Source organism: Kitasatospora sp. NPDC058063 (assembly GCF_042885395.1).
Taxonomy (GTDB): Bacteria; Actinomycetota; Actinomycetes; order Streptomycetales; family Streptomycetaceae; genus Kitasatospora; species Kitasatospora lactacystinica.
On record NZ_JBHVSD010000045.1, the window covers coordinates 1 to 19,748 of the forward strand.

General features: G+C 73.8%; 20 protein-coding genes and 1 pseudogene. 9 read left to right on the forward strand and 12 right to left on the reverse strand.

The genetic code is table 11. From position 1 onward, the window contains the following. Window positions 1–260 precede the first annotated feature (260 nt). The 4 genes from ACFVUY_RS41345 to ACFVUY_RS41360 all read right to left on the reverse strand — a co-directional run bounded on the left by ACFVUY_RS41345 (window position 261) and on the right by ACFVUY_RS41360 (window position 3,798). Window positions 261–761, reverse strand: a complete 501-nt coding sequence (locus ACFVUY_RS41345; protein WP_387737130.1) for an NUDIX domain-containing protein — start codon at window positions 759–761, stop codon at window positions 261–263. Between the two features lie 18 nt (window positions 762–779). Beyond that, a complete protein-coding gene (locus tag ACFVUY_RS41350) occupies window positions 780–971 on the reverse strand; it encodes an SPOR domain-containing protein (protein WP_387737131.1) in 192 nt (63 codons plus the stop codon). A 190-nt stretch (window positions 972–1,161) separates the two neighbouring features. Next, the gene (locus ACFVUY_RS41355) at window positions 1,162–2,598 is read right to left on the reverse strand and encodes a DUF4190 domain-containing protein (RefSeq protein WP_387737132.1); all 1,437 of its coding nucleotides are present in this window, start codon (window positions 2,596–2,598) and stop codon (window positions 1,162–1,164) included. 381 nt (window positions 2,599–2,979) lie between these two features. After that, entirely contained in the window at window positions 2,980–3,798 is an 819-nt protein-coding gene (locus ACFVUY_RS41360; RefSeq protein WP_387694210.1) for a methyltransferase domain-containing protein, read from the reverse strand. A gap of 164 nt (window positions 3,799–3,962) precedes the next feature. Between ACFVUY_RS41360 and ACFVUY_RS41365 the strand changes: the two are divergent. Both ACFVUY_RS41365 and ACFVUY_RS41370 read left to right on the forward strand, forming a co-directional pair. Beyond that, window positions 3,963–5,104 (forward strand): annotated as a pseudogene (locus tag ACFVUY_RS41365) (dihydrofolate reductase family protein). 76 nt (window positions 5,105–5,180) lie between these two features. Then, complete coding sequence (locus ACFVUY_RS41370; protein WP_387737133.1) at window positions 5,181–5,843, forward strand: HAD-IA family hydrolase; 663 nt, start codon at window positions 5,181–5,183, stop codon at window positions 5,841–5,843. A 172-nt stretch (window positions 5,844–6,015) separates the two neighbouring features. Here ACFVUY_RS41370 and ACFVUY_RS41375 read toward each other — a convergent pair whose 3' ends face one another. The 3 genes from ACFVUY_RS41375 to ychF all read right to left on the reverse strand — a co-directional run bounded on the left by ACFVUY_RS41375 (window position 6,016) and on the right by ychF (window position 7,798). Continuing rightward, the gene (locus tag ACFVUY_RS41375) at window positions 6,016–6,270 is read right to left on the reverse strand and encodes a Txe/YoeB family addiction module toxin (protein ID WP_387737134.1); all 255 of its coding nucleotides are present in this window, start codon (window positions 6,268–6,270) and stop codon (window positions 6,016–6,018) included. After that, complete coding sequence (locus ACFVUY_RS41380) at window positions 6,267–6,548, reverse strand: type II toxin-antitoxin system Phd/YefM family antitoxin (RefSeq protein WP_387737135.1); 282 nt, start codon at window positions 6,546–6,548, stop codon at window positions 6,267–6,269. The genes ACFVUY_RS41375 and ACFVUY_RS41380 overlap by 4 nt, the downstream gene beginning before the upstream one ends. Before the next feature lie 176 nt (window positions 6,549–6,724). After that, window positions 6,725–7,798 (reverse strand): redox-regulated ATPase YchF, encoded by a 1,074-nt coding sequence (gene ychF, locus ACFVUY_RS41385; RefSeq protein ID WP_387694208.1) that lies wholly within the window; start codon window positions 7,796–7,798, stop codon window positions 6,725–6,727. Between the two features lie 316 nt (window positions 7,799–8,114). On the opposite strand from ychF, the gene ACFVUY_RS41390 reads away from it, so the two are divergent. Continuing rightward, window positions 8,115–8,753 carry a DUF6542 domain-containing protein gene (locus ACFVUY_RS41390; protein ID WP_387737136.1) on the forward strand — a complete coding sequence of 213 codons (639 nt, stop codon included), beginning with the start codon at window positions 8,115–8,117 and terminating at the stop codon, window positions 8,751–8,753. Window positions 8,754–8,799: 46 nt separating this feature from the next. Here the strand turns inward: ACFVUY_RS41390 and ppgK are convergent, their stop codons facing one another. Together ppgK and ACFVUY_RS41400 are read right to left on the reverse strand one after the other, a co-directional pair. Beyond that, window positions 8,800–9,546, reverse strand: a complete 747-nt coding sequence (gene ppgK, locus ACFVUY_RS41395) for a polyphosphate--glucose phosphotransferase (protein WP_387737137.1) — start codon at window positions 9,544–9,546, stop codon at window positions 8,800–8,802. 195 nt (window positions 9,547–9,741) lie between these two features. Further along, the gene (locus ACFVUY_RS41400) at window positions 9,742–10,716 is read right to left on the reverse strand and encodes a 4-hydroxy-3-methylbut-2-enyl diphosphate reductase (RefSeq protein ID WP_359899533.1); all 975 of its coding nucleotides are present in this window, start codon (window positions 10,714–10,716) and stop codon (window positions 9,742–9,744) included. Window positions 10,717–10,836: 120 nt separating this feature from the next. Between ACFVUY_RS41400 and ACFVUY_RS41405 the strand changes: the two genes are divergently transcribed. From ACFVUY_RS41405 to ACFVUY_RS41420, 4 genes are all read left to right on the forward strand, one after another. Then, the gene (locus ACFVUY_RS41405; protein WP_387737138.1) at window positions 10,837–12,219 is read left to right on the forward strand and encodes an APC family permease; all 1,383 of its coding nucleotides are present in this window, start codon (window positions 10,837–10,839) and stop codon (window positions 12,217–12,219) included. Window positions 12,220–12,229: 10 nt separating this feature from the next. Continuing rightward, complete coding sequence (xseA, locus tag ACFVUY_RS41410) at window positions 12,230–13,441, forward strand: exodeoxyribonuclease VII large subunit (RefSeq protein WP_387694204.1); 1,212 nt, start codon at window positions 12,230–12,232, stop codon at window positions 13,439–13,441. A gap of 60 nt (window positions 13,442–13,501) precedes the next feature. Next, window positions 13,502–13,756, forward strand: coding sequence for an exodeoxyribonuclease VII small subunit (locus tag ACFVUY_RS41415; protein ID WP_387694203.1), 255 nt, complete (start codon window positions 13,502–13,504; stop codon window positions 13,754–13,756). A 111-nt stretch (window positions 13,757–13,867) separates the two neighbouring features. Next, window positions 13,868–14,470 carry a malonic semialdehyde reductase gene (locus ACFVUY_RS41420; RefSeq protein ID WP_387694202.1) on the forward strand — a complete coding sequence of 201 codons (603 nt, stop codon included), beginning with the start codon at window positions 13,868–13,870 and terminating at the stop codon, window positions 14,468–14,470. 86 nt (window positions 14,471–14,556) lie between these two features. On the opposite strand, the gene ACFVUY_RS41425 is transcribed toward ACFVUY_RS41420, so the two are convergent. Next, a complete protein-coding gene (locus tag ACFVUY_RS41425; RefSeq protein ID WP_359899524.1) occupies window positions 14,557–15,093 on the reverse strand; it encodes a DUF4245 domain-containing protein in 537 nt (178 codons plus the stop codon). 215 nt (window positions 15,094–15,308) lie between these two features. Between ACFVUY_RS41425 and glpX the strand changes: the two genes are divergently transcribed. Then, entirely contained in the window at window positions 15,309–16,349 is a 1,041-nt protein-coding gene (gene glpX, locus ACFVUY_RS41430) for a class II fructose-bisphosphatase (RefSeq protein ID WP_030055344.1), read from the forward strand. Window positions 16,350–16,436: 87 nt separating this feature from the next. Here the strand turns inward: glpX and ACFVUY_RS41435 are convergent, their stop codons facing one another. Both ACFVUY_RS41435 and ACFVUY_RS41440 read right to left on the reverse strand, forming a co-directional pair. Then, the gene (locus ACFVUY_RS41435; protein WP_387737145.1) at window positions 16,437–16,814 is read right to left on the reverse strand and encodes a WhiB family transcriptional regulator; all 378 of its coding nucleotides are present in this window, start codon (window positions 16,812–16,814) and stop codon (window positions 16,437–16,439) included. Between the two features lie 316 nt (window positions 16,815–17,130). After that, window positions 17,131–17,835, reverse strand: a complete 705-nt coding sequence (locus ACFVUY_RS41440) for a DUF1707 domain-containing protein (protein WP_387737146.1) — start codon at window positions 17,833–17,835, stop codon at window positions 17,131–17,133. Between the two features lie 207 nt (window positions 17,836–18,042). Here ACFVUY_RS41440 and ACFVUY_RS41445 point away from each other — a divergent pair, with 207 nt between their 5' ends. Beyond that, a complete protein-coding gene (locus tag ACFVUY_RS41445; protein WP_387694201.1) occupies window positions 18,043–19,710 on the forward strand; it encodes a fumarate hydratase in 1,668 nt (555 codons plus the stop codon). Window positions 19,711–19,748: the final 38 nt, after the last annotated feature.

Consider the following 19,748-nt stretch of genomic DNA (forward strand, 5'->3'; position numbering starts at 1 on the left):
GGCCGGCCGGTGGCCGGGGAGCGGCCGGACGGGCGGCGCGGCGCAGTCGGGCGCGGGCGGCGGCGCTCCCCGCGGAGCCTGCCCGCCGCTCTCCCCCGGCGCCGTTCCCGGTAGTCGACACCGACGGGGCCTCCGGCTCTGGTCGGGATCGGCGTCGCCGGCTGGGGACGGCTCACCGATGGTGACGAATAGTGCCGAAAAGTGACATACCCAGCAGCCTCCAGGCTATCCCGGCCCCTGGGTCGTCTTGTCCGATTGACCTACCCGGCGGACGGCGCGTCGCCCCCGGCCGGGACGCCGCCCGCCCCCGCCGTCCCGCCCTCCGTGAGCAGCCGGGCGACGTGCGGCAGCACGTCACGGTCGTGGTCGATCCAGTCCACGGCGTCCAGCTCGTCCGGGCCCAGCCAGCGCAGCGCGTCGTGGTCCTCCAGCGCGCGCGGCTCGCCCGCCAGCAATTCGGCGGCCCAGAAGCGCAGCTCCAGGCCGGGGCGCACGGCCCACGCGCCCGGCAGCCGGGTCAGCGCGCGCGCCCGGACGCCGAGCTCCTCCAGCAGCTCGCGCTCCAGCGCCTGCGCCTCCGTCTCCCCGGGCTCGGCCTTCCCGCCGGGGAACTCCCACCGGCCGGCCACCGACTCGGGCGCGCTGCGCCGGGCGGCGAGCACCCGGCCGCCGCGAACCAGCGCGCCGCCGACCACGATCCGGGGAGCGGCCGGGGTCGCGCGGGGGTCGGGGGTCTCGGGGGTGTCCGTCGTGGCGTCCATGCGGCCGACCCTACGGGTTCAGGCGTTGCGGACCGTCCCGTCCGCCGCTTCCGGCCGGGCCTCCCCGTCCGCCTCGACCCAGTACATCTGCTTGTGGCCGCGGGCCTCGAAGCCGGCGGCCAGCCGCCGGGCCTCGGCCCGGTCGAGACCCTTGGCGACCAGGAAGCGATTGCCGTTGTCGTCCTGCCGCATGACCCGGTAGGTGCCCATGGCGGGAGGGTACCCGGGGCCTCCCGCCGGGCGTCCCGCTCCGGGCCGGACCCGTTTCCACTCATGTGGGGCGGGCCCGTCCCCGGCTCGCGTGGGGGTCGGGCCGGGGACGCGCCCACGACGGTACGGCCGGTGGGTTACCGGCAGGTACGGGCCCGGTCAACGGCCGGTAACCAGGGGCGCGAGCGCCTCAGACCCGCAGGTCGGGCGCCTGCTCACCGGTGGACAGGCCCAGCCCGCGGCGGATGTCCAGGATCGTCGGCGCCATCCTGGCCTCCGTCGCCCTGGCCCGGCGGAGGTCGCCCGCCAGGTCGCCGCCGGAGGCCGCGGCGTCCCAGGCGGCGGCCGCCTGCGACTTGGCCTCGACCAGCTTGGCGATCTTCGGCTGGACGTCGGCCGGCCACGGCACCGACGGCCCGCCCAGCACCGCCGCCTGGGTCCGCGAGGCCACGGCCATCCGGCGGGCCCACGCCCGGTGGTCGGCCTCGGCCTCGGCCACGTCCGCGTCCGGCGGGTCCAGGTAGACGTCGTTGAAGCTCCGGGCGGCCTCCAGGTAGGCCAGCTGGGGCGCGGTCAGGCGGCTCCGGTCGGTGCGGACCGTTCCCCGGTGCCGGTCCTCGCGGTCCTCGTAGGCACAGGTGACGTACCGTGAGCCGGACGCCCAGTTCCTCGCCGTCGGGTAGAGGTAGACGTCGTCCATGCCGTCCGGGACGGTCCACTGGTCGAGCGCGTAGCCGTTCAGCACCGCGCGGCACAGCCGGCCGGCCGACTCGCGGGCCGCGCTCTCGCCCGGGTAGAGGCCGTTGCCGCTCGGGAGCTCGGCGGTGCCCGCCACCTCGCCGTGGTGCGGCTCGGTGCAGGCCACCCGGTGCACCCAGTACACCGTCTCGTCGCCGTTTCCCTGCGTCGTCGAACCGCCCTGGGGGGAGTCGTAGCAGTCGCCGGCCTTGAGCTCGGACCAGTGCACCGAGCCGGCCGGCGCCTTCGGGGCCTGGCCGAAGCGGCCGGCCCGCGCCGAGCTGAAGTCGGCCGCGCCGAGCGCGAGGGCCAGCAGGACTGTGCCGATCGTGCCGAGCACCAGGCCGGTCACCGCCATGCCGGAGCCGCGCTCCTTGCGGCGGTTGATCTGCACCAGCGCGAGGATGCCGAAGACCAGGGCCACCGGGGACACCAGGAGCAGGCCGGTGACCAGGGAGCCGACGGCGAAGCCGTTGGTGGGGGCGGGCCCGGGGCCGGGGCCGGGGAGGAACCCGGGCCCGGGGGCGGCCTGCCCCGGACCGGGGGCCTGGGCGTACGGGTGGCCGGGCGGGAAGCCCGACCCGGCGGGGGGAGTGACGGAGGCCCAGCCACCGGCGGGCAGCGGGTACGGCGGCTGGGGCGGGGCGGCCGACGGCGGGACGGCCTGCGGGGCCGGGGCGACGGACGGACCCGCGGGCGGGCCGGCGGAGAGGTCGGGCGCGGCCCAGGGGTCGGCGGCGGCGGGCGGGGCCCAGGGGTCGACGGCGGGCGGGGCGGGCTCCGACCCGGCCCGGTCCTGCTCGGCCGCGGCGGGCCGGGCCTGGTCCTGCTCGGGCTCGACCGGGCTCGCGGGCCCCGCGGGCCCCGCGGTGTCCTTGCGGAAGTCCACCCGGGGATCCTGACCGGCCGTCGGCGCTTGCGCCGGGTCCGGGTCCGGGTCCGTGCCTGTCCCCGTACCGGTGTCCGTCCCCGCGCCGGCGTCCGCGCCCGCGCCGGCCTCCGCGCCCGCCCCCGGACGGGTGTCCGTGTCCGTGTCGGCCCCCGTGGCCGCGGGCGACTCCGGCCCCGGAACGGGCGGCTCGGACTCAGGCTTGGACACGTGGACTCCCCCAACCCACCGGAACGGGCATCGGCCCGGCACTCGGCACCATGGCTCGGACCCGAACGGGCCCGATCTGAACGGTCGCGCGACTTTACCCGATCTTTCCGAACGCCTGCCCGCCCTGCCCGGACCGCCCGGCCCGCCCCGCGTCGGCTCAGCCGCGTCGGCTCAGCCGCGGGCCAGGATCTCGCCGTGGAGCATCGAGAACCAGCCGTCCCCCGCGGCGCTCCACTCCCGCCAGCCGTCCGCGATCCGGCCCAGCTCGTCCTGGTCCGCGAAGCCCCGCTCGACCGCCGTCCGGCCCAGCGCGGTGCCCGTCACCCGGTCCGCCCACAGCCCGCCCCACCAGGCGCGCTGCTCGGGCGTCGCGTACGTCCAGGTGCCGGCGCTCGCGGTGACCTCGGTGAAGCCGGCCGCGCGGGCCCAGGACAGCAGCCGCCGGCCGGCGTCCGGCTCGCCGCCGTTGGCGCGGGCGGTCCGCCGGTACAGCTCCAGCCACCGGTCCAGCGCGGGCACCTCCGGGAACCAGGTCATCGAGGCGTAGTCGACGTCGCGGACCGCGACCACCCCGCCCGGCGCCGCCACCCGCCGCAGCTCGCGCAGCGCGGCCACCGGGTCGGCCACGTGCTGCAGCACCTGGTGGGCGTGCACCACGTCGAACTCGCCGTCCGGGTACGGCAGTCGGTGCACGTCGGCGCAGGCGAGGGCGACGTTGGACAGGCCCCGGCCGGCGATGTGCCCGGCGGCCTGCTCCAGCACCTCGGCGGAGGCGTCCACCGCGACCACCCGCCCCTGCGGGCCGACCAGTTCGGCCAGGTCCGCGGTGATCGTGCCGGGCCCGCAGCCGACGTCCAGCAGGGCCTGCCCGGGCCGCAGTTCGGGCAGCAGGTAGCCGGCCGAGTCGGCGGCGGTGCGGGAGCGGTGCGAGCGCAGCACGGCCTCCTGGTGGCCGTGGGTGTAGACGGCGGCGGGCTGCGGTCCGGTCATGAGGTCCCCCTGGATGCGGTCGGCCGCGGGGCTCCGCGGCTCCCCCGACGCTACCCGTCGTCCCGCATACCGAGAAGATCCGTCTCGAATACCGGTCACCGCGGGCCCGGGCCGCACCCGGCCGCCGTACCGTGGAGGCGCCCCCGACAGAACGGTCCCCTCCCATGCCCGGCCCGCGCCCCTACGTCCTGCTGAGCGCCGCCGTCTCGCTCGACGGCCACCTCGACGACGCCTCCCCCGACCGGCTGCTGCTCTCCAACGCCGCCGACTTCGACCGGGTCGACGAGGAGCGCGCCGCCGCCGACGCGATCCTGGTCGGCGGCAACACCCTGCGCGCCGACAACCCCCGACTGCTGGTCAACGACCCCGCCCGCCGGGCCGCCCGGCTGGCGGCCGGCCGGCCCGAGTACCCGCTGAAGGTGACGCTCAGTGCGAGCGGAGCGCTCGACGCCGGGCTGCGCTTCTGGCACACCGGCGGCGCCCGCCTCGCCTACACCACGGACGCCGGGGCGGCGGTGCTGCGCCCCCGGCTGGACGGGCTGGCCGAGGTGGTCGCACTCGGCGACGCGGTGGACCTCGGCGCGGTGCTGGACGACCTGGGCGCCCGCGGGGTTCGCCGGCTGATGGTCGAGGGCGGCGGGGGCGTGCACACCCAGTTCCTGGCCCAGGGGCTGGCGGACGAACTCCAGCTGGCCGTCGCCCCGCTGCTGGTCGGCCAGGCCGAGGCGCCCCGGTTCGTCCGCCCCTCCGCGTTCCCGGGCGGGCCGGCCCGGCGGATGCGGCTGCTGGAGGCACGTACCGTGGGCGACGTCGTCCTGCTCAGGTACGCCCCGAAGGAGCCCGCGCCGTGACCCCGTCCGCGTCCACCGACCTCGACCACCTGCGCCGGGCCGTCGAGCTCTCCCGCCGCTGCCCGCCGTCCGGGACGGCCTTCTCGGTCGGCGCGGTGATCGTCGGCGCCGACGGCACGGTGCTGGCGGAGGGCTACAGCCGGGAGACCGACCCGCACGACCACGCGGAGGAGGCGGCGCTGGCCAAGCTTCCGGCGGGCGATCCCCGGCTGCGCGGGGCGACCGTCTACAGCTCGCTGGAGCCCTGCGGGCAGCGCGCCTCGCGGCCGATGCCGTGCGCCCGGCTGCTCGTCGCGGCGGGCGTGCCGCGAGTGGTGGTCGCCTGGCGCGAGCCGGACCTGTTCGTCACCGACTGCCAGGGCACCGCACTGCTGACGGCGGCCGGCATCGAGGTGGTGGAGCTGCCGGAGCTGGCCGCGGAGGCCCGCGCGGTCAACGCCCACCTGCTCGGGTGATCTTTTGTATCATCGAGAAACAAAGAGCTCGCATTCTCCGGCTCTGCTGTCGTCGCACCCCCCGAGGAGCCGCCCCATGCCCGCTACTCCCGTCCGGCTGACCGCCCGCGCCCTCCTCCTGGACATGGACGGCACCCTGGTCAACTCCGACGCCGTGGTCGAGCGCTGCTGGAGCCGCTGGGCCGAGCGGCACGGCCTGGACCCCGCCGAGGTGCTCGCCGTCGCGCACGGCCGCCAGGGCCACGCGACCATGGCCGCCCTGCTGCCCGAACGCCCGGTCGAACTCAACCTGGCCGACAACGAGCGGATGCTCGCCGAGGAGCGCGCCGACACCGAGGGCGTCGTCCCGGTGCCCGGCGCCGCCGCCTTCCTCGCCTCGCTGGCCGGCCTCCCGCACGCCCTGGTCACCTCCGCCGACCAGCCGCTCGCCCGGGTCCGGATGACCGCCGCCGACCTGCCGCTGCCGCCCGTCCTGGTCACCGCCGAGTCCGTCGGCGCCAGCAAGCCCGACCCCGAGGGCTTCCTCAAGGGTGCCGCCGCCGTCGGCTTCGCCCCCGCCGACTGCCTCGCCTTCGAGGACTCCGGCGCCGGCATCGCCGCCGCCAGGGCCGCCGGCACCCGCGTCATCGGCATCGGCCCGCGCGCCCTCCCCCACCACCCGGACGCCCACGCCGACACGCTCGCCACCGTCACCGTCACGGCCGCCCCCGACGGCCTGCTCACCGTCACCATCGGCTGACCCCGGGGCCCGCACAGCACCGGGCCGGTACGGGAAAGAGAACGGGGCCCGCCTCAGGGGAGGCGGGCCCCGCTGGACCCGCACAGGTGGCGAATCCGGTCGGCTCGGGGAGCAGGTCGATCAGACATTGAAGCGGAACCTACGCACGGTGACGCCGACCCGAACCTGCCGATCAGTAGTGGTAGCGGGCAGCCAGGATGACAATCTCCCGATCCGTGACCAGGTGGACGAGACGGTGCTCGTCGTCGATCCGCCGCGACCAGGCGCCGGGCAAGTGGTACTTCAGCGGCTCGGGCTTGCCGATCCCGGTGAACGGGTCACGCAGGACGTCCTCGATGAGCTTGTTGATCCGGGCGAGCATCTTGCGGTCGCTCTTGAGCCAGGACGTGTAGTCCTCCCAGCCGCCCTCCTCGAATACGAGCCTCACGCGACGCCCGTCTCGGAATCCGTCGCATCAGGGTCGATGAGCCCCCGCTCGGAAAGCCCTGTGCCGCCGAGGGCGTTCTCGTAGGCCTTGAGCAAACGGCGGGCGTTGACCGGCGAGCGCAACAGGTAGGAGCCCTCGCGCAGGGCGGCGTAGTCCTCGGCCGAGACCAGCACGGCATTCCCGTGCTTGGAGACGATCTCGATGGCCTCGTGATCGTCATTGACCTTCTTGATCAACGGGAAGAGAGCCTTGCGCGCCTCGCTGGCAGTGATTGACATCGACCTACCCCTTTCCGCAAGTGGTACCACATAACGTACCACCGGAGGCGGTCCGGCAGGCCGAGGAACTCGGCACCGGGCCGTCACGGGAAAACGGACGGGGCCCGCCTCAGGGGAGGCGGGCCCCGTTGGACCCGCGCAGGTGGCGGATCCGGTCGGCTCGGGGAGCGGGTCGATCAGACGTTGAAGCGGAACTCCACCACGTCGCCGTCCTGCATGACGTACTCCTTGCCCTCGATGCGGGCCTTGCCCTTGGAGCGGGCCTCGGCGATGGAGCCGGTCTCGACCAGGTCGGCGAAGGAGATCACCTCGGCCTTGATGAAGCCCTTCTGGAAGTCGGTGTGGATGACTCCGGCGGCCTCGGGGGCGGTGGCGCCCTTCTTGATGGTCCAGGCGCGGGTTTCCTTGGGGCCGGCCGTCAGGTAGGTCTGCAGGCCGAGGGTGTCGAAGCCGACCCGGGCGAGGGTGGCGAGGCCGGGCTCCTCCTGGCCCATGGACTGGAGGAGCTCCAGGGCCTCGGCGTCGTCCAGCTCGATCAGCTCGGACTCGATCTTGGCGTTCAGGAAGATCGCCTCGGCCGGGGCGACCAGCTCGCGCTGGGCGTCCTTGAAGTCCTCGTCGGCCAGCTCGTCCTCGTCCACGTTGAAGACGTAGAGGAAGGGCTTGGCGGTCAGCAGGTGGAGCTCACGGATCGGGGCGGTGTCGAAACCGGCCTCGAAGAGGGTCTTGCCGGTCTCCAGGATCGCCTGCGCGGCCTCGGCGGCGGCCAGCACGGGGGCGGTCTCCTTCTTGAGGCGCGCCTCCTTCTGGAGCCGCGGCAGGACCTTCTCGATGGTCTGGAGGTCGGCCAGGATCAGCTCGGTGTGGATGGTCTCGATGTCGTCCTTGGGCGACACCTTGCCGTCCACGTGCACCACGTCCGGGTCGGTGAAGGCGCGCACGACCTGGCAGATCGCGTCGGACTCGCGGATGTTGGCGAGGAACTTGTTGCCCAGGCCCTCGCCCTCGCTGGCGCCGCGCACGATGCCGGCGATGTCGACGAAGTCGACGGTGGCCGGGAGGATGCGCTGGGAGCCGAAGATCTCGGCGAGCTTGGCCAGCCGCTCGTCCGGGACGCCCACCACGCCGACGTTCGGCTCGATGGTGGCGAACGGGTAGTTGGCCGCCAGCACGTCGTTCTTGGTCAGGGCGTTGAACAGGGTCGACTTGCCGACGTTCGGCAGGCCGACGATTCCGATCGTGAGCGACATGAAGCGCAGTCCCGGGGGCTTGGAGGAGTTGGGTCGGCACCGTACGGGCCGACCCCCAAGTCTACGGGCAGCCCCCGCCCCGCCTCACAGCTCGTCGTCCCACCGGACGCGGACGGGCCGTTCGAAGGTGAGATCGGTCATGCCGTCCCCGGCGAGGAGGCCCGTGCGCGGATCCGGTGACCGTGGTGCGCCGAGCCGACGGGGCAGGTCAGGCGACCTGAGTGACGATCACATCACTGCTCCGTCCGAAGACACGGGCCGGGACCTGAACGGTCCATTACACAGTGTGGCGATGATCGGACCGTACGTTGGACGGGTGGAGCAGAGCATCCGTACCCAGCCGCCAGGGCCCAGACGCCGTCCCCCGACCCGCACGAACGCCCCCGCCGTCCCCGGTCCAGGCCGGGCTCCCGAGACCGCCGCGGCCCCCTCCGGGCCCGGCCCCGCCTCCCGGCCGCGCCCGGCGGCCGGACCGTCCGCCGCCGCCCGCCCGGCCGGCCCCCGGCTGCGCCTGCGCCTGCCGCTGCGCGGGCGCGGGCGCGGCGACGACCAGCTGTACGGGCGGCGGCGCACCGGCCGGCCGGCCCGGCTGACGGCCGTCGGCACCGGGGTGGTCGCCGTCCTGGCGGCGCTCGCGGTGGCGGGCCTGGACCGGCTGCTCTTCGACGACCTGGGCTGGCTGTTCGGCCTCGGCTACCTGGTGGTCTGCTTCCAGCTGGCCGTCCGGGTGCGCTACGCCGATCTGCTGGCCGCGCCGATCAGCGGGCCGATCGCCTTCGCGCTCGCGCTGCTGCTGCTCGAACCGGTGAGCTCCCCCGGCGTCACCGCCCAGGTGGTCTCGCTGGCGACCGGGCTGGCGCTGCGGGCCGGCTGGCTGTTCTCCGGCACCGGGCTGGCCACGCTGATCGTGCTCGCCCGGTTCGTCGCCCAGCGCCGGATCCACCGCGCCCGCTGAGCCCCTCCCCACCGGTCGCCAGGTGCCGGGGCCGGGGGCCCGCCCGTCAGCCCTCCGCCCGGGCCGCCGCCATGGCGGCGCCGACGATGCCCGCGTCGTTGCGCAGCTCCGCCGGCACCACCCGTGCCTCGCGGTCCTTCAGCAGCGGCAGGAACTTCTCGTGCTTGCGGCTCACCCCACCGCCGATCACGATCAGCCGCGGCGAGAACAGTCCCTCCACCAGGTCCAGGTACTCGTCGACCCGCCCGGCCCACTGCTCCCAGTTCAGCCCGTGCCGCTCCTTGGCCGCCGAGGAGGCCCGGCGCTCGGCGTCCTTGCCGCGCAGCTCCAGGTGGCCCAGCTCGGTGTTGGGCACCAGCGTGCCGTCCACGAACAGGGCGCTGCCGATGCCGGTGCCGAAGGTGAGCACCAGGACGACGCCCGGCTCGGCCCGTCCGGCGCCGTGGGTCAGCTCGGCCAGCCCGGCCGCGTCCGCGTCGTTCAGGACGGTCGCGGGCATGCCCAGCGCCTCGCGGAAGAGGCCCGCCGCGTCCAGGCCGATCCAGCCCTTGTCGACATTGGCCGCCGTCCTGGTGCGGCCGTCGACGACCACGCCGGGGAAGGTCAGCCCGACCGGGCCCTGGTGGCCGAAGTGGCGGACCACCTCGCAGACGGCGTCGACCACGGCCCCGGGGGCGGACGGCTGCGGGGTGAGCACCTTGTGGCGCTCCTCGGCGAGCGTGCCCCGGGCGAGGTCGACGGGCGCGCCCTTGATCCCCGAGCCGCCGATGTCCACGCCGAATACCGCCGTCATCACGTCACCCTCCGCCGTCGGCCGCGGACCGGGCCGGTTCGCGGCCGGTGGATTGTCCACAGCCTGTGCACAAAACTACGAGAGTGCGCCGGGGCCCGCACAGCAGGAAGCCGCACCACATCGAGCCGGGCGGCGCAGGGCCGCACGGCGGAAGGGCCGGCACCCCGTGCGGGGTACCGGCCCTTCCGGGTGGGGTCAGAGCTTGCCCGCCGCCTCGGCGCGCAGGTCGCGGCGCAGTTCCTTGGGCAGCGAGAAGACCAGGTGCTCCTCGGCGGTCTTGACCGTCTCGACCGTGTCGTAACCGCGCGCGGCCAGGAACTCCAGCACGCCGTCGACCAGGATCTCCGGCACCGAGGCGCCGCTGGTCAGGCCGACCGTGGTGACGCCCTCCAGCCACTCCTCGCGGATCTCCTCGGCGAAGTCCACCAGGTGGGCGGCCTTGGCGCCGTACTCCAGGCCGACCTCGACCAGGCGCACGGAGTTGGAGGAGTTCTTGGAGCCGACCACGATCAGCAGGTCGGTCTCCGGGGCCAGCTGCTTGACCGCGACCTGGCGGTTCTGGGTGGCGTAGCAGATGTCGTCGCTGGGCGGGCTGACCAGCTGCGGGAAGCGGTTCTTCAGCTCGCCGACGGTGGCCATGGTCTCGTCCACGGACAGGGTGGTCTGGGACAGCCAGACGACCTTGGACTCGTCGCGGACCTGCACGTTGGCGACGTCCTCGGCACCGTCCACCAGGTGGATCCGGTCCGGGGCCTCGCCCATGGTGCCGATGACCTCCTCGTGGCCCTCGTGGCCCACCAGCAGGATGTCGAAGCCCTCGTCGGCGAAGCGGACGGCCTCCTTGTGCACCTTGGTGACCAGCGGGCAGGTCGCGTCGACGGTGGCGAGCTTCCCGGCCCGCGCCTCGTCGTGGACGGACGGGGCGACGCCGTGCGCGGAGAAGACGACGATCGAGCCCTCCGGCACCTCCTCCGTCTCGTCGACGAAGATCGCGCCCTTCTTCTCCAGGGTCTGCACCACGTACTTGTTGTGGACGATCTGCTTGCGGACGTAGATGGGCGCCCCGTACTGCTCCAGGGCCTTCTCCACGGCGATCACGGCGCGGTCGACTCCCGCGCAGTAGCCCCGGGGGGCGGCGAGCAGGACACGGCGCTGCGCGGTCTTGGACATGGCTCCATCGTACGGGCGGCCGCGACCCGCGCTCGTCCTCCCGGCCTCCCGCCGGGCCGCCCCACCAATGGCGGACACTTTCCGTGCAGACCCGGTCAACAGCACCCAAATATGGTGTCCATGAGCTCTGTGAGCGAGCAGGCGACGCCGAGCGGCCTGCGCCGCAGCCTGGGCGTGCGCGATCTGATGGTCTACGGACTGCTGTTCATCGCCCCGATGGCCCCGGTCGGCGTGTTCGGCGTGCTGGACGCCAAGAGCCACGGAGCCGTCGCCACCGTGTACCTCGCCGCGACGGTGGCGATGGCCTTCACCGCCTCCTCGTACGCCCAGATGGTGCGCGCCGTACCGCAGACCGGCTCGGTGTTCGCCTACGCGCGGGCCGGGCTGGGCGAGGGCCCGGGCTTCATCGCCGGGTGGATGGCGATGCTCGACTACCTGCTGATCCCCGCGGTGGCCTACCTGTTCTCCGGGATCGCGCTGAACTCCCTGGTGCCGGACGTCTCGCGCTGGGTCTGGACGGCGCTCGCGGTGGTGGTGACCACCGCGCTCAACCTGGCCGGGGTGCGGACGGCGGCGGCGATCGGCTTCGCGGTGCTCGCGATGGAGATCGCGGTGCTGGTGGTGTTCATGGCCGCCGCCGTGGTGGCGCTGGCCCAGGACGGCGCCCGGCGCGGCTGGGACACCCCGTTCACCGCCGTCGGGGACTTCTCGCTGACCGCGGTGATCTCGGCGGTGTCCGTCGCGGTGCTCTCCTACCTGGGCTTCGACGCGATCGCCACCTTCGTGGAGGAGGCGGTCGGCGCCTCGGCGGCGGTGGCCCGGGCGGTGCTCTGGTGCCTGGCGCTGGCCGGGGTGCTGTTCGTCGCCCAGACCTACCTGGCGGCCCTGCTGGAGCCGACCGGACCGCAGCAGCTGGCCGCCGACCCGGCGGCTCAGGGCTCGGCCTTCTACGAGACCGTGGAGAGCGGCGTCGGGCACTGGCTGCACGTCCTGGTGGCGGCCAGCAAGGCGATCGGCGCGGCCTTCGCGGCCCTGGCCGGGCAGGCCGCGGCCGGGCGGCTGCTCTTCGCGATGGCCCGGGACGGCCGGCTGCCGCGGGCGCTCGGTTCGGTCGACCCGGCCAGCGCGGTGCCGCGCCGGGCGCTGCTGGCGGCCGCGGTGATCACGATGGCGGCGGCGGTCTGGGCGGCCAACCGGGACGACGGCCTGGACCGGCTCACCTCGGTGGTGAACGTGGGCGCGCTGACCGCCTTCGCGCTGCTGCACGCCTCGGTGATCGGCTGGTACGCGGTGCGGCACGGCTCGCGGCGGTGGCTCCCGCACGTGGTCGTGCCGGTGCTGGGGATCGCGGTGATCGTGGCGGTCGTGTACGAGGCCTCGGGCACCGCGCAGCTCGTCGGGCTGGTCTGGCTGGTGGTCGGCCTGGTGGTGCTCGCCGTCCAGGGCTCCACCGGCCGGGGCGGCACCCGCGGCGGCCTCGGCCGTGTCGGCGGACGCCGCTAGCCTCGTACGCATGGCCAACACCAGCTCCCCCGAAGCGCCGCTCCCGGTCGGCAAGGTCTCCGCGCTGATCGGCGGCTGGATCGACCGGCTCGGCGCGGTCTGGGTGGAGGGGCAGATCACCCAGCTCAGCCGCCGCCCCGGCGCGGGCGTGGTGTTCCTGACCCTGCGCGACCCGCAGGCCGACGTGTCGCTCACGGTGACCTGCTTCCGCTCGGTGTTCGACCAGGTCGCGGACGTGGTGCAGGAGGGCGCGCGGGTCGTCGTGCACGCCAAGCCGGAGTGGTACGCGGCGCGCGGGCAGCTGTCCCTGCGCGCCTCGGAGATCCGCCCGGTGGGCCTCGGCGAGCTGCTGGCCCGGCTGGAGCAGCTGAAGCGGCGGCTCGCCGGGGAGGGCCTGTTCGCGGCGGAGCGCAAGAAGCCGCTGCCGTTCCTGCCGCAGTGCGTCGGGCTGGTCACCGGGCGCGGCTCGGCGGCCGAGCGGGACGTCCTGGAGAACGCCCGGCGGCGCTGGCCGGCCGTGCGCTTCGAGGTGCGCAACGTCCCGGTGCAGGGGGTCAGCGCGGTGGAGCGGGTGAGCGCGGCCGTGCGGGAGCTGGACGAGCACCCCGAGGTGGACGTGATCGTCGTGGCCCGCGGCGGCGGCAGCGTGGAGGACCTGCTGCCGTTCTCGGACGAGGGCCTGGTGCGGCTGGTCGCGGCCGCCCGTACGCCGGTGGTGAGCGCGATCGGGCACGAGCCGGACCAGCCGCTGCTGGACTTCGTGGCCGACCTGCGCGCCTCCACCCCGACCGACGCGGCCAAACGGGTGGTTCCGGACGTCGGTGAGGAGCTGGCCAAGGTCCGCCAGCTGCGCGACCGCGCCCGCCGGCAGGTGCTGTCCCGGGTCGAGCGCGAGCAGCACGGGCTGGACGGGGTGCGCAGCCGCCCGTCGCTGGCCGCCCCGCACCGGATGCTGGACGGTCGGGGGCAGGAGGTGGACGGCCTGCTGGAGCGGGCCCGGCGCACCCTGCGGCACCGGCTGGACCACGCGCAGAGCGACCTCGGGCACACCCTGGCCCGGGTGGTGGCGCTCTCCCCTGCGGCCACCCTGGAGCGCGGCTACGCGGTGCTCCAGCGCACGGACGGCACGGTGGTGACCGACCCGGCGCAGGTCGCGCCCGGCGAGGGGCTGCGCGCGCGGGTGGCGGGCGGCGGCTTCGACGTCACCGCGACTCCCGGGTAGTCGCCCGCCACCGCGGGCCGGGGCTGGGGAGTGTCGGCCCGAGCCCCTACGCTGGCACCCATGGCAGAGCAGCAGGAGCAGCAGGACGCGGCGCCGAACCCGGACGACGCGCTGGGCTACGAGCACGCCCGGGACGCGCTGCTGGACGTCGTCCGGCAGCTGGAGACCGGCGGGACCTCGCTGGAGGAGTCGCTGGCCCTGTGGGAGCGCGGCGAGCAGCTGGCGAAGGTGTGCCAGCGCTGGCTGGACGGCGCCCGGGCCCGGCTGGACGCCGCGCTGGCCGCCGAGGAGGGCGCGACCCCCGGCGGGGAGTGAGGCGGATCACATCCGCTTGGGGAATCGTTGAATCTTCACCTATGTTGGAGGAAGTGAACGGCCACGGCCGATCACCCCGACGAACCCCTTTTCCGCATGAGGTGCAGAAGCATGACCACCGACGCCCTGGTACTCGACGCTGCCGCTCAGGACCTCCTGTTCCGCGAGGCCCGCACCGCCAACACCTTCACCGACGAGCAGGTCTCCGACGAGCAGGTCCAGGCCATCTACGAGCTGGTCAAGTACGGCCCGACCGCCTTCAACCAGCAGCCGCTGCGCGTCGTCCTGGTCCGCTCGGCCGAGGGCCGCGAGCGCCTCGTCCGGCAGATGGCGGACGGCAACAAGGCCAAGACCGCCGCCGCCCCGCTGGTCGCCATCCTGGCCGTGGACAACGAGTTCCACGAGGAGCTGCCGACCCAGCTCCCGCACTTCCCCCAGGCCAAGGACATGTTCTTCTCGGAGCGCACCGTCCGCGAGCAGTCCGCCACGATGAACGGCGCCCTGCAGGCCGCCTACTTCATCATCGGCGTGCGCGCCGCCGGCCTGGCCGCCGGCCCGATGACCGGCTACGACGCCGAGGGCATCAACAAGGAGTTCTTCGGCGACGGCGAGCACTCGGTGCTGGCCGTGGTCAACATCGGCCGCCCGGGCGAGGACGCCTGGTTCCCGCGTTCGCCGCGCCTGGCCTACGACGAGGTCGTCACCACGGCCTGATCCGCTCCGCGCACACCGAAGGGCCCCGCACCGGTTCGTCCGGCGCGGGGCCCTTCGGCGTGCCCGGAAGGCGGGCGGAAGCGGGGCTACTTGAGCGCCTGCGCCAGCTCGGCCAGCTCCTCGTAGGAGGCGGTGCCGGTGAGCAGGGTGGTCCCGGGGCCGGTCTGGACGGCCAGCGCGCGGTCCTTCTCGCCCTGCACCCGGTCCCAGGTGCGGCCGGCCACCTCGGAAGTGCCGTCCGACGCGGCGCCCTTGACGTGGTCGGCCAGCAGGGAGTCGCGCGGCACGTCGCTCTGCTCGATCGCCGCGTACCGGCCCGAGGGGGTCACGAAGCCCAGGTGCCAGGCGTTGCCCTTGCCGTTGTTCTGGTCGGCCGGCCGGTAACCGACCGAGGTGGCCCGCCACTTGTCCGACAGCCCCTCCGGGGAGAGCAGCGGGTACGGCGCGGCGCGCTTGGCGGAGGCCGCCTCCACCCGGTACCCGACCACGCGCACCGGGTCGCCGCCGGATCCGTGCGGGAGGAACAGGTACCCGATCCCGACGACGAAACCGACGGCCAGCATCGACAGGACCATGTCCCGTACGGTCTGCCGGCCCCTCATGCCCTTGCTGTCTGCTGCCACCCCCACATGGTGACTCATCCACATCCCCAGGCGGTCACCAGGGGTGTCCACGGACGGGTGATACCGGGCGAATCGGTGGTTTCCGCCACAGAGCAGCGACCTGCGCCACAGACAGTCATCTCGTGGGCAGATACGATCGCAATACCCTCACCACGGCGTTCGACCTGGCAGTAGTCGGGCGCTCACTGGCCGTCGCGTACAGAGAGGTAACGACGATGACCACGCAGTACCCGCACCACCTTCCCAGTGCCCTGGAGGTCGCGCCCGAGGCTCCGGACCGGAACCTCGCGCTCGAACTCGTCCGGGTCACCGAGGCGGCCGCGATGGCCGCCGGCCGGTGGGTCGGACGTGGCGACAAGAACGGCGCGGACGGTGCCGCCGTGAAGGCGATGCGCACCCTCGTCTCGACCGTGTCGATGAACGGCGTCGTCGTCATCGGCGAGGGCGAGAAGGACGAAGCCCCGATGCTCTACAACGGCGAGCGGGTCGGCGACGGCACCGGCGCCGAGTGCGACGTCGCGGTCGACCCGGTCGACGGCACCACGCTGACCGCCAAGGGCATGAACAACGCGGTGGCCGTACTGGCCGTCGCCGACCGCGGCACCATGTTCGACCCCAGCGCCGTGTTCTACATGGACAAGCTGGTGGCCGGCCCGGAGGCCGCCGAGTTCGTCGACATCACCGCCCCGGCGGCGGTCAACATCCGCCGGGTCGCCAAGGCCAAGGGCAGCGCCGTCGAGGACGTCACCGTCGTCGTGCTCGACCGCCCGCGCCACGACGGCCTGGTCCGGGAGATCCGCGAAGCGGGCGCCCGGATCAAGTTCATCTCGGACGGCGACGTGGCCGGCGCGATCATGGCCGCCCGCGAGGGCACCGGCGTCGACCTGCTGATGGGCATCGGCGGCACCCCGGAGGGCATCATCGCGGCCTGCGCGATGAAGTGCATGGGCGGCGTGATCCAGGGCCGGCTGTGGCCCAAGGACGACGCCGAGCGGCAGAAGGCCCTGGACGCCGGCCACGACCTGGACCGGGTCCTCACCACGGACGACCTGGTCAGCGGCGAGAACGTGTTCTTCGTCGCCACCGGCATCACCGACGGCGAGCTGCTGCGCGGCGTGCACTACCGCTCGGAGACCGCCACCACCAGCTCGCTGGTGATGCGCTCCAAGAGCGGCACCATCCGCGAGATCAACTCCACCCACAAGCTCTCGAAGCTGCGGGCGTACAGCGCGATCGACTTCGACCGCGCCAACTGAGCCCCACCCGAGCGCGCTTCGCGGCCCCGGCGGAATCCCCCTCCGCCGGGGCCGCGGTGCGTCGCCGTCCCCCTCCCGGGCCCGTCGTCACCCGGCTATCCGGCGCCGCGCGGCCGCCGTCACCAGGGCCGCCTCGCGCAGCTCCGTGTCCCGGCGCCGCCGCCGGGCCAGCACCACCCGCCGCTCGGCGGCCGTCAGCCCGCCCCAGACCCCGTACGGCTCCGGCTGGGCCAGCGCGTGCTCGCGGCACTCCAGCAGCACCGGGCAGCGGGCGCACACCTGCTTGGCCTGCTCCTCGCGCGACAGCCGCGCCGCCGTCGGCTCCTTGGAGGGCGCGAAGAACAGCCCCACCTCGTCCCGCCGACACGCGGCGCCGGTGTGCCAGGGGTTGTCCTCGCCCGCGGGGGAACCCGCCGGGCCGCCCTGCGGCTGCGGCTGCGGACGGACGCCGGAACGGCGCTCCAGGACCTGCGCAGCGGCGACTGGCGAGGTGGTGCGGGACTCGATCGGATGCAGCACGGCCGTACTCCTGACGAGGCTCTCGGACACGGGGACCCCTCGCTCCCCCGCCGGCCGCGAGCCCCCGCTGTCCAGCCCGGGCACGGCCGCTCGGCCGCCTCCGGTGCGCAGCCGTCCAAGAAGCGATGTGCGGAAGGAACTACCCCGCCCGGCCGCGATTCATGCACACTGCACGCAATCGACTACGCAGAGCACCGGCCACAACGCCGAGCGCCCGACCGGGAGTTGATCCCCGATCGGGCACTGTGCAGGTCAACGGCGGTCAGTCGGTGCCGAGTTGGCGCCGCACCCATTCCTTCAGCTTCTTGCCGCGGCGCGGCTTCGCCTCGCAACCACCGAACAGCGCAAGGCCCTTGATCCGGACAACCGGAGCGTACGGGTCCGCCGCGGTCGTCTCCCGGACGTCGAAGCCGCCGAAGATGCCGATGCCGGATCCCTGCAGGCTCACGTTCTCCGGGACCCTGACCTGGACCCCGCCGAAGATCGCCGTCACCGTGATCTCCACCTCGGGGGACTCGAACACGGCGTCGGTCAGGTCGATCTCCACCCCGCCGAACGCGGCGAAGGCGCTCAGGTGCGAGCCCACCCGCCAACGGCCCTTGCGGGCCGCACCGCCGAAGACCGCCACCACCGTCGGCGACTCCTGGCGCGCGGGCGGCTGCGGCGGCGGGCCCTGCGGGGCGCTCAGCGGCTGCTTCTCGAAGGACAGCGGGCGGGCCGGCAGGTCCCGGGTCAGCGGCACGAGGTCGCCGAAGGTCTTCGCGGCGTACGCGGCCTCGATCCGCTCCGCGTGCTCGTCGGCGTCCAGGCGGCCCTCGGCGTAGGCGTCCCGCAGCAGTTCCGCGACCTTCTCGCGGTCGGCGTCGGAGACCCGCAGGTCCGCCTCCGCGACCGGCGCGTGCGGCCGCGGCGCGGCCTCCGCCCTGGTCTCGGGCTTGAGTTCCGGCTTGGGTTCGGGCTTGGTCATCGGTACGGGCGCCGGCACCGGCGGCTGCCCCGAATCGTCGTGCGACGGCGAGTTGTCCACGGGGTCAGCCTAGTCGCTCGCACTCCTGCGCGAGTGAGCCCGGTCACGCAAGGCTGCCCTGTCCGCATGCCGACTTCCACCGGGTCCTACCCTGGATGATGCTTCGCCGACGCAGCCGGACCAACTGGACAGCTAAGGACCGCCCCCATGGCTCCCACGCCAGACTTCGAGTACAGCGACCTGCTCCCCCTGGGCGCTGACCCGACCCCCTACCGCAAGATCACCTCCGAGGGTGTCTCCACCTTCGAGGCCGGCGGCCGCACCTTCCTCCAGGTCGAGCCCGAGGCGCTGCGGCTGCTGACGGCCGAGGCGATGCACGACATCTCGCACTACCTGCGCCCCGCCCACCTCGCCCAGCTGCGCCGCATCCTGGACGACCCGGAGGCCAGCCCCAACGACCGCTTCGTGGCGCTCGACCTGCTGAAGAACGTCAACATCTCGGCCGGCGGCATCCTCCCGATGTGCCAGGACACCGGCACCGCGATCGTCATGGGCAAGCGCGGCCAGAACGTGCTCACCGAGGGCGGCGACGAGTCCGCCATCGCGCGGGGCGTCTACGACGCGTACACCAGGCTCAACCTGCGCTACTCCCAGATGGCCCCGGTGACCATGTGGGACGAGAAGAACACCGGCAACAACCTGCCGGCCCAGATCGAGCTGTACGCCACCGACGGCGACGCGTACAAGTTCCTGTTCATGGCCAAGGGCGGCGGCTCCGCCAACAAGTCGTACCTGTACCAGGAGACCAAGGCCATCCTGAACGAGGCGAGCATGCTCTCGTTCCTGGAGCAGAAGATCCGCTCGCTGGGCACCGCGGCCTGCCCGCCGTACCACCTGGCCATCGTGATCGGCGGCACCAGCGCCGAGTTCGCGCTGAAGACCGCCAAGTACGCCTCGGCGCACTACCTGGACAACCTGCCGACCTCGGGCGACGCCAGGACCGGCCACGGCTTCCGTGACCTGGAGCTGGAGGCCAAGGTCACCGAGCTGACCCAGAAGATCGGCATCGGCGCCCAGTTCGGCGGCAAGTACTTCTGCCACGACGTGCGCGTGGTGCGCCTGCCGCGGCACGGTGCCTCGCTCCCGGTCGCGATGGCCGTCTCCTGCTCCGCCGACCGCCAGGCGCTCGGCAAGATCACCGCCGAGGGCGTGTTCCTGGAGCAGCTGGAGACCGACCCGGCGAAGTACCTGCCGGACACCACCGACGAGCACCTGGACGACGACGTGGTGCGCGTCGACCTCGACCAGCCGATGTCCGCGATCCGCGCCGAGCTGTCCAAGTACCCGGTGAAGACCCGGCTCTCGCTCACCGGCACCCTGGTCGTCGCCCGCGACATCGCCCACGCCAAGATCAAGGAGCGCCTGGACGCCGGCGAGGGCATGCCCAAGTACCTCCAGGACCACCCGGTCTACTACGCGGGCCCGGCCAAGACCCCCGAGGGCTACGCCTCCGGCTCCTTCGGCCCGACCACGGCCGGCCGGATGGACTCCTACGTCGACCAGTTCCAGGCCGCCGGCGGCTCGATGGTCATGCTCGCCAAGGGCAACCGCAGCAAGCAGGTCACCGACGCCTGCGCCGCGCACGGCGGCTTCTACCTCGGCTCGATCGGCGGCCCGGCCGCCCGCCTCGCCCAGGACTGCATCAAGAAGGTCGAGGTGCTGGAGTACGCCGAGCTCGGCATGGAGGCGGTCTGGCGCATCGAGGTCGAGGACTTCCCGGCCTTCATCGTCGTCGACGACAAGGGCAACGACTTCTTCCGCGAGACCACCGAGGGCCCGCTGATCACCAACCTGCGCGTCCGCTCCAAGGAGTAGTCCCGCACGCCCCCGCCCCGCCCCGGTCGCCCCTGCGG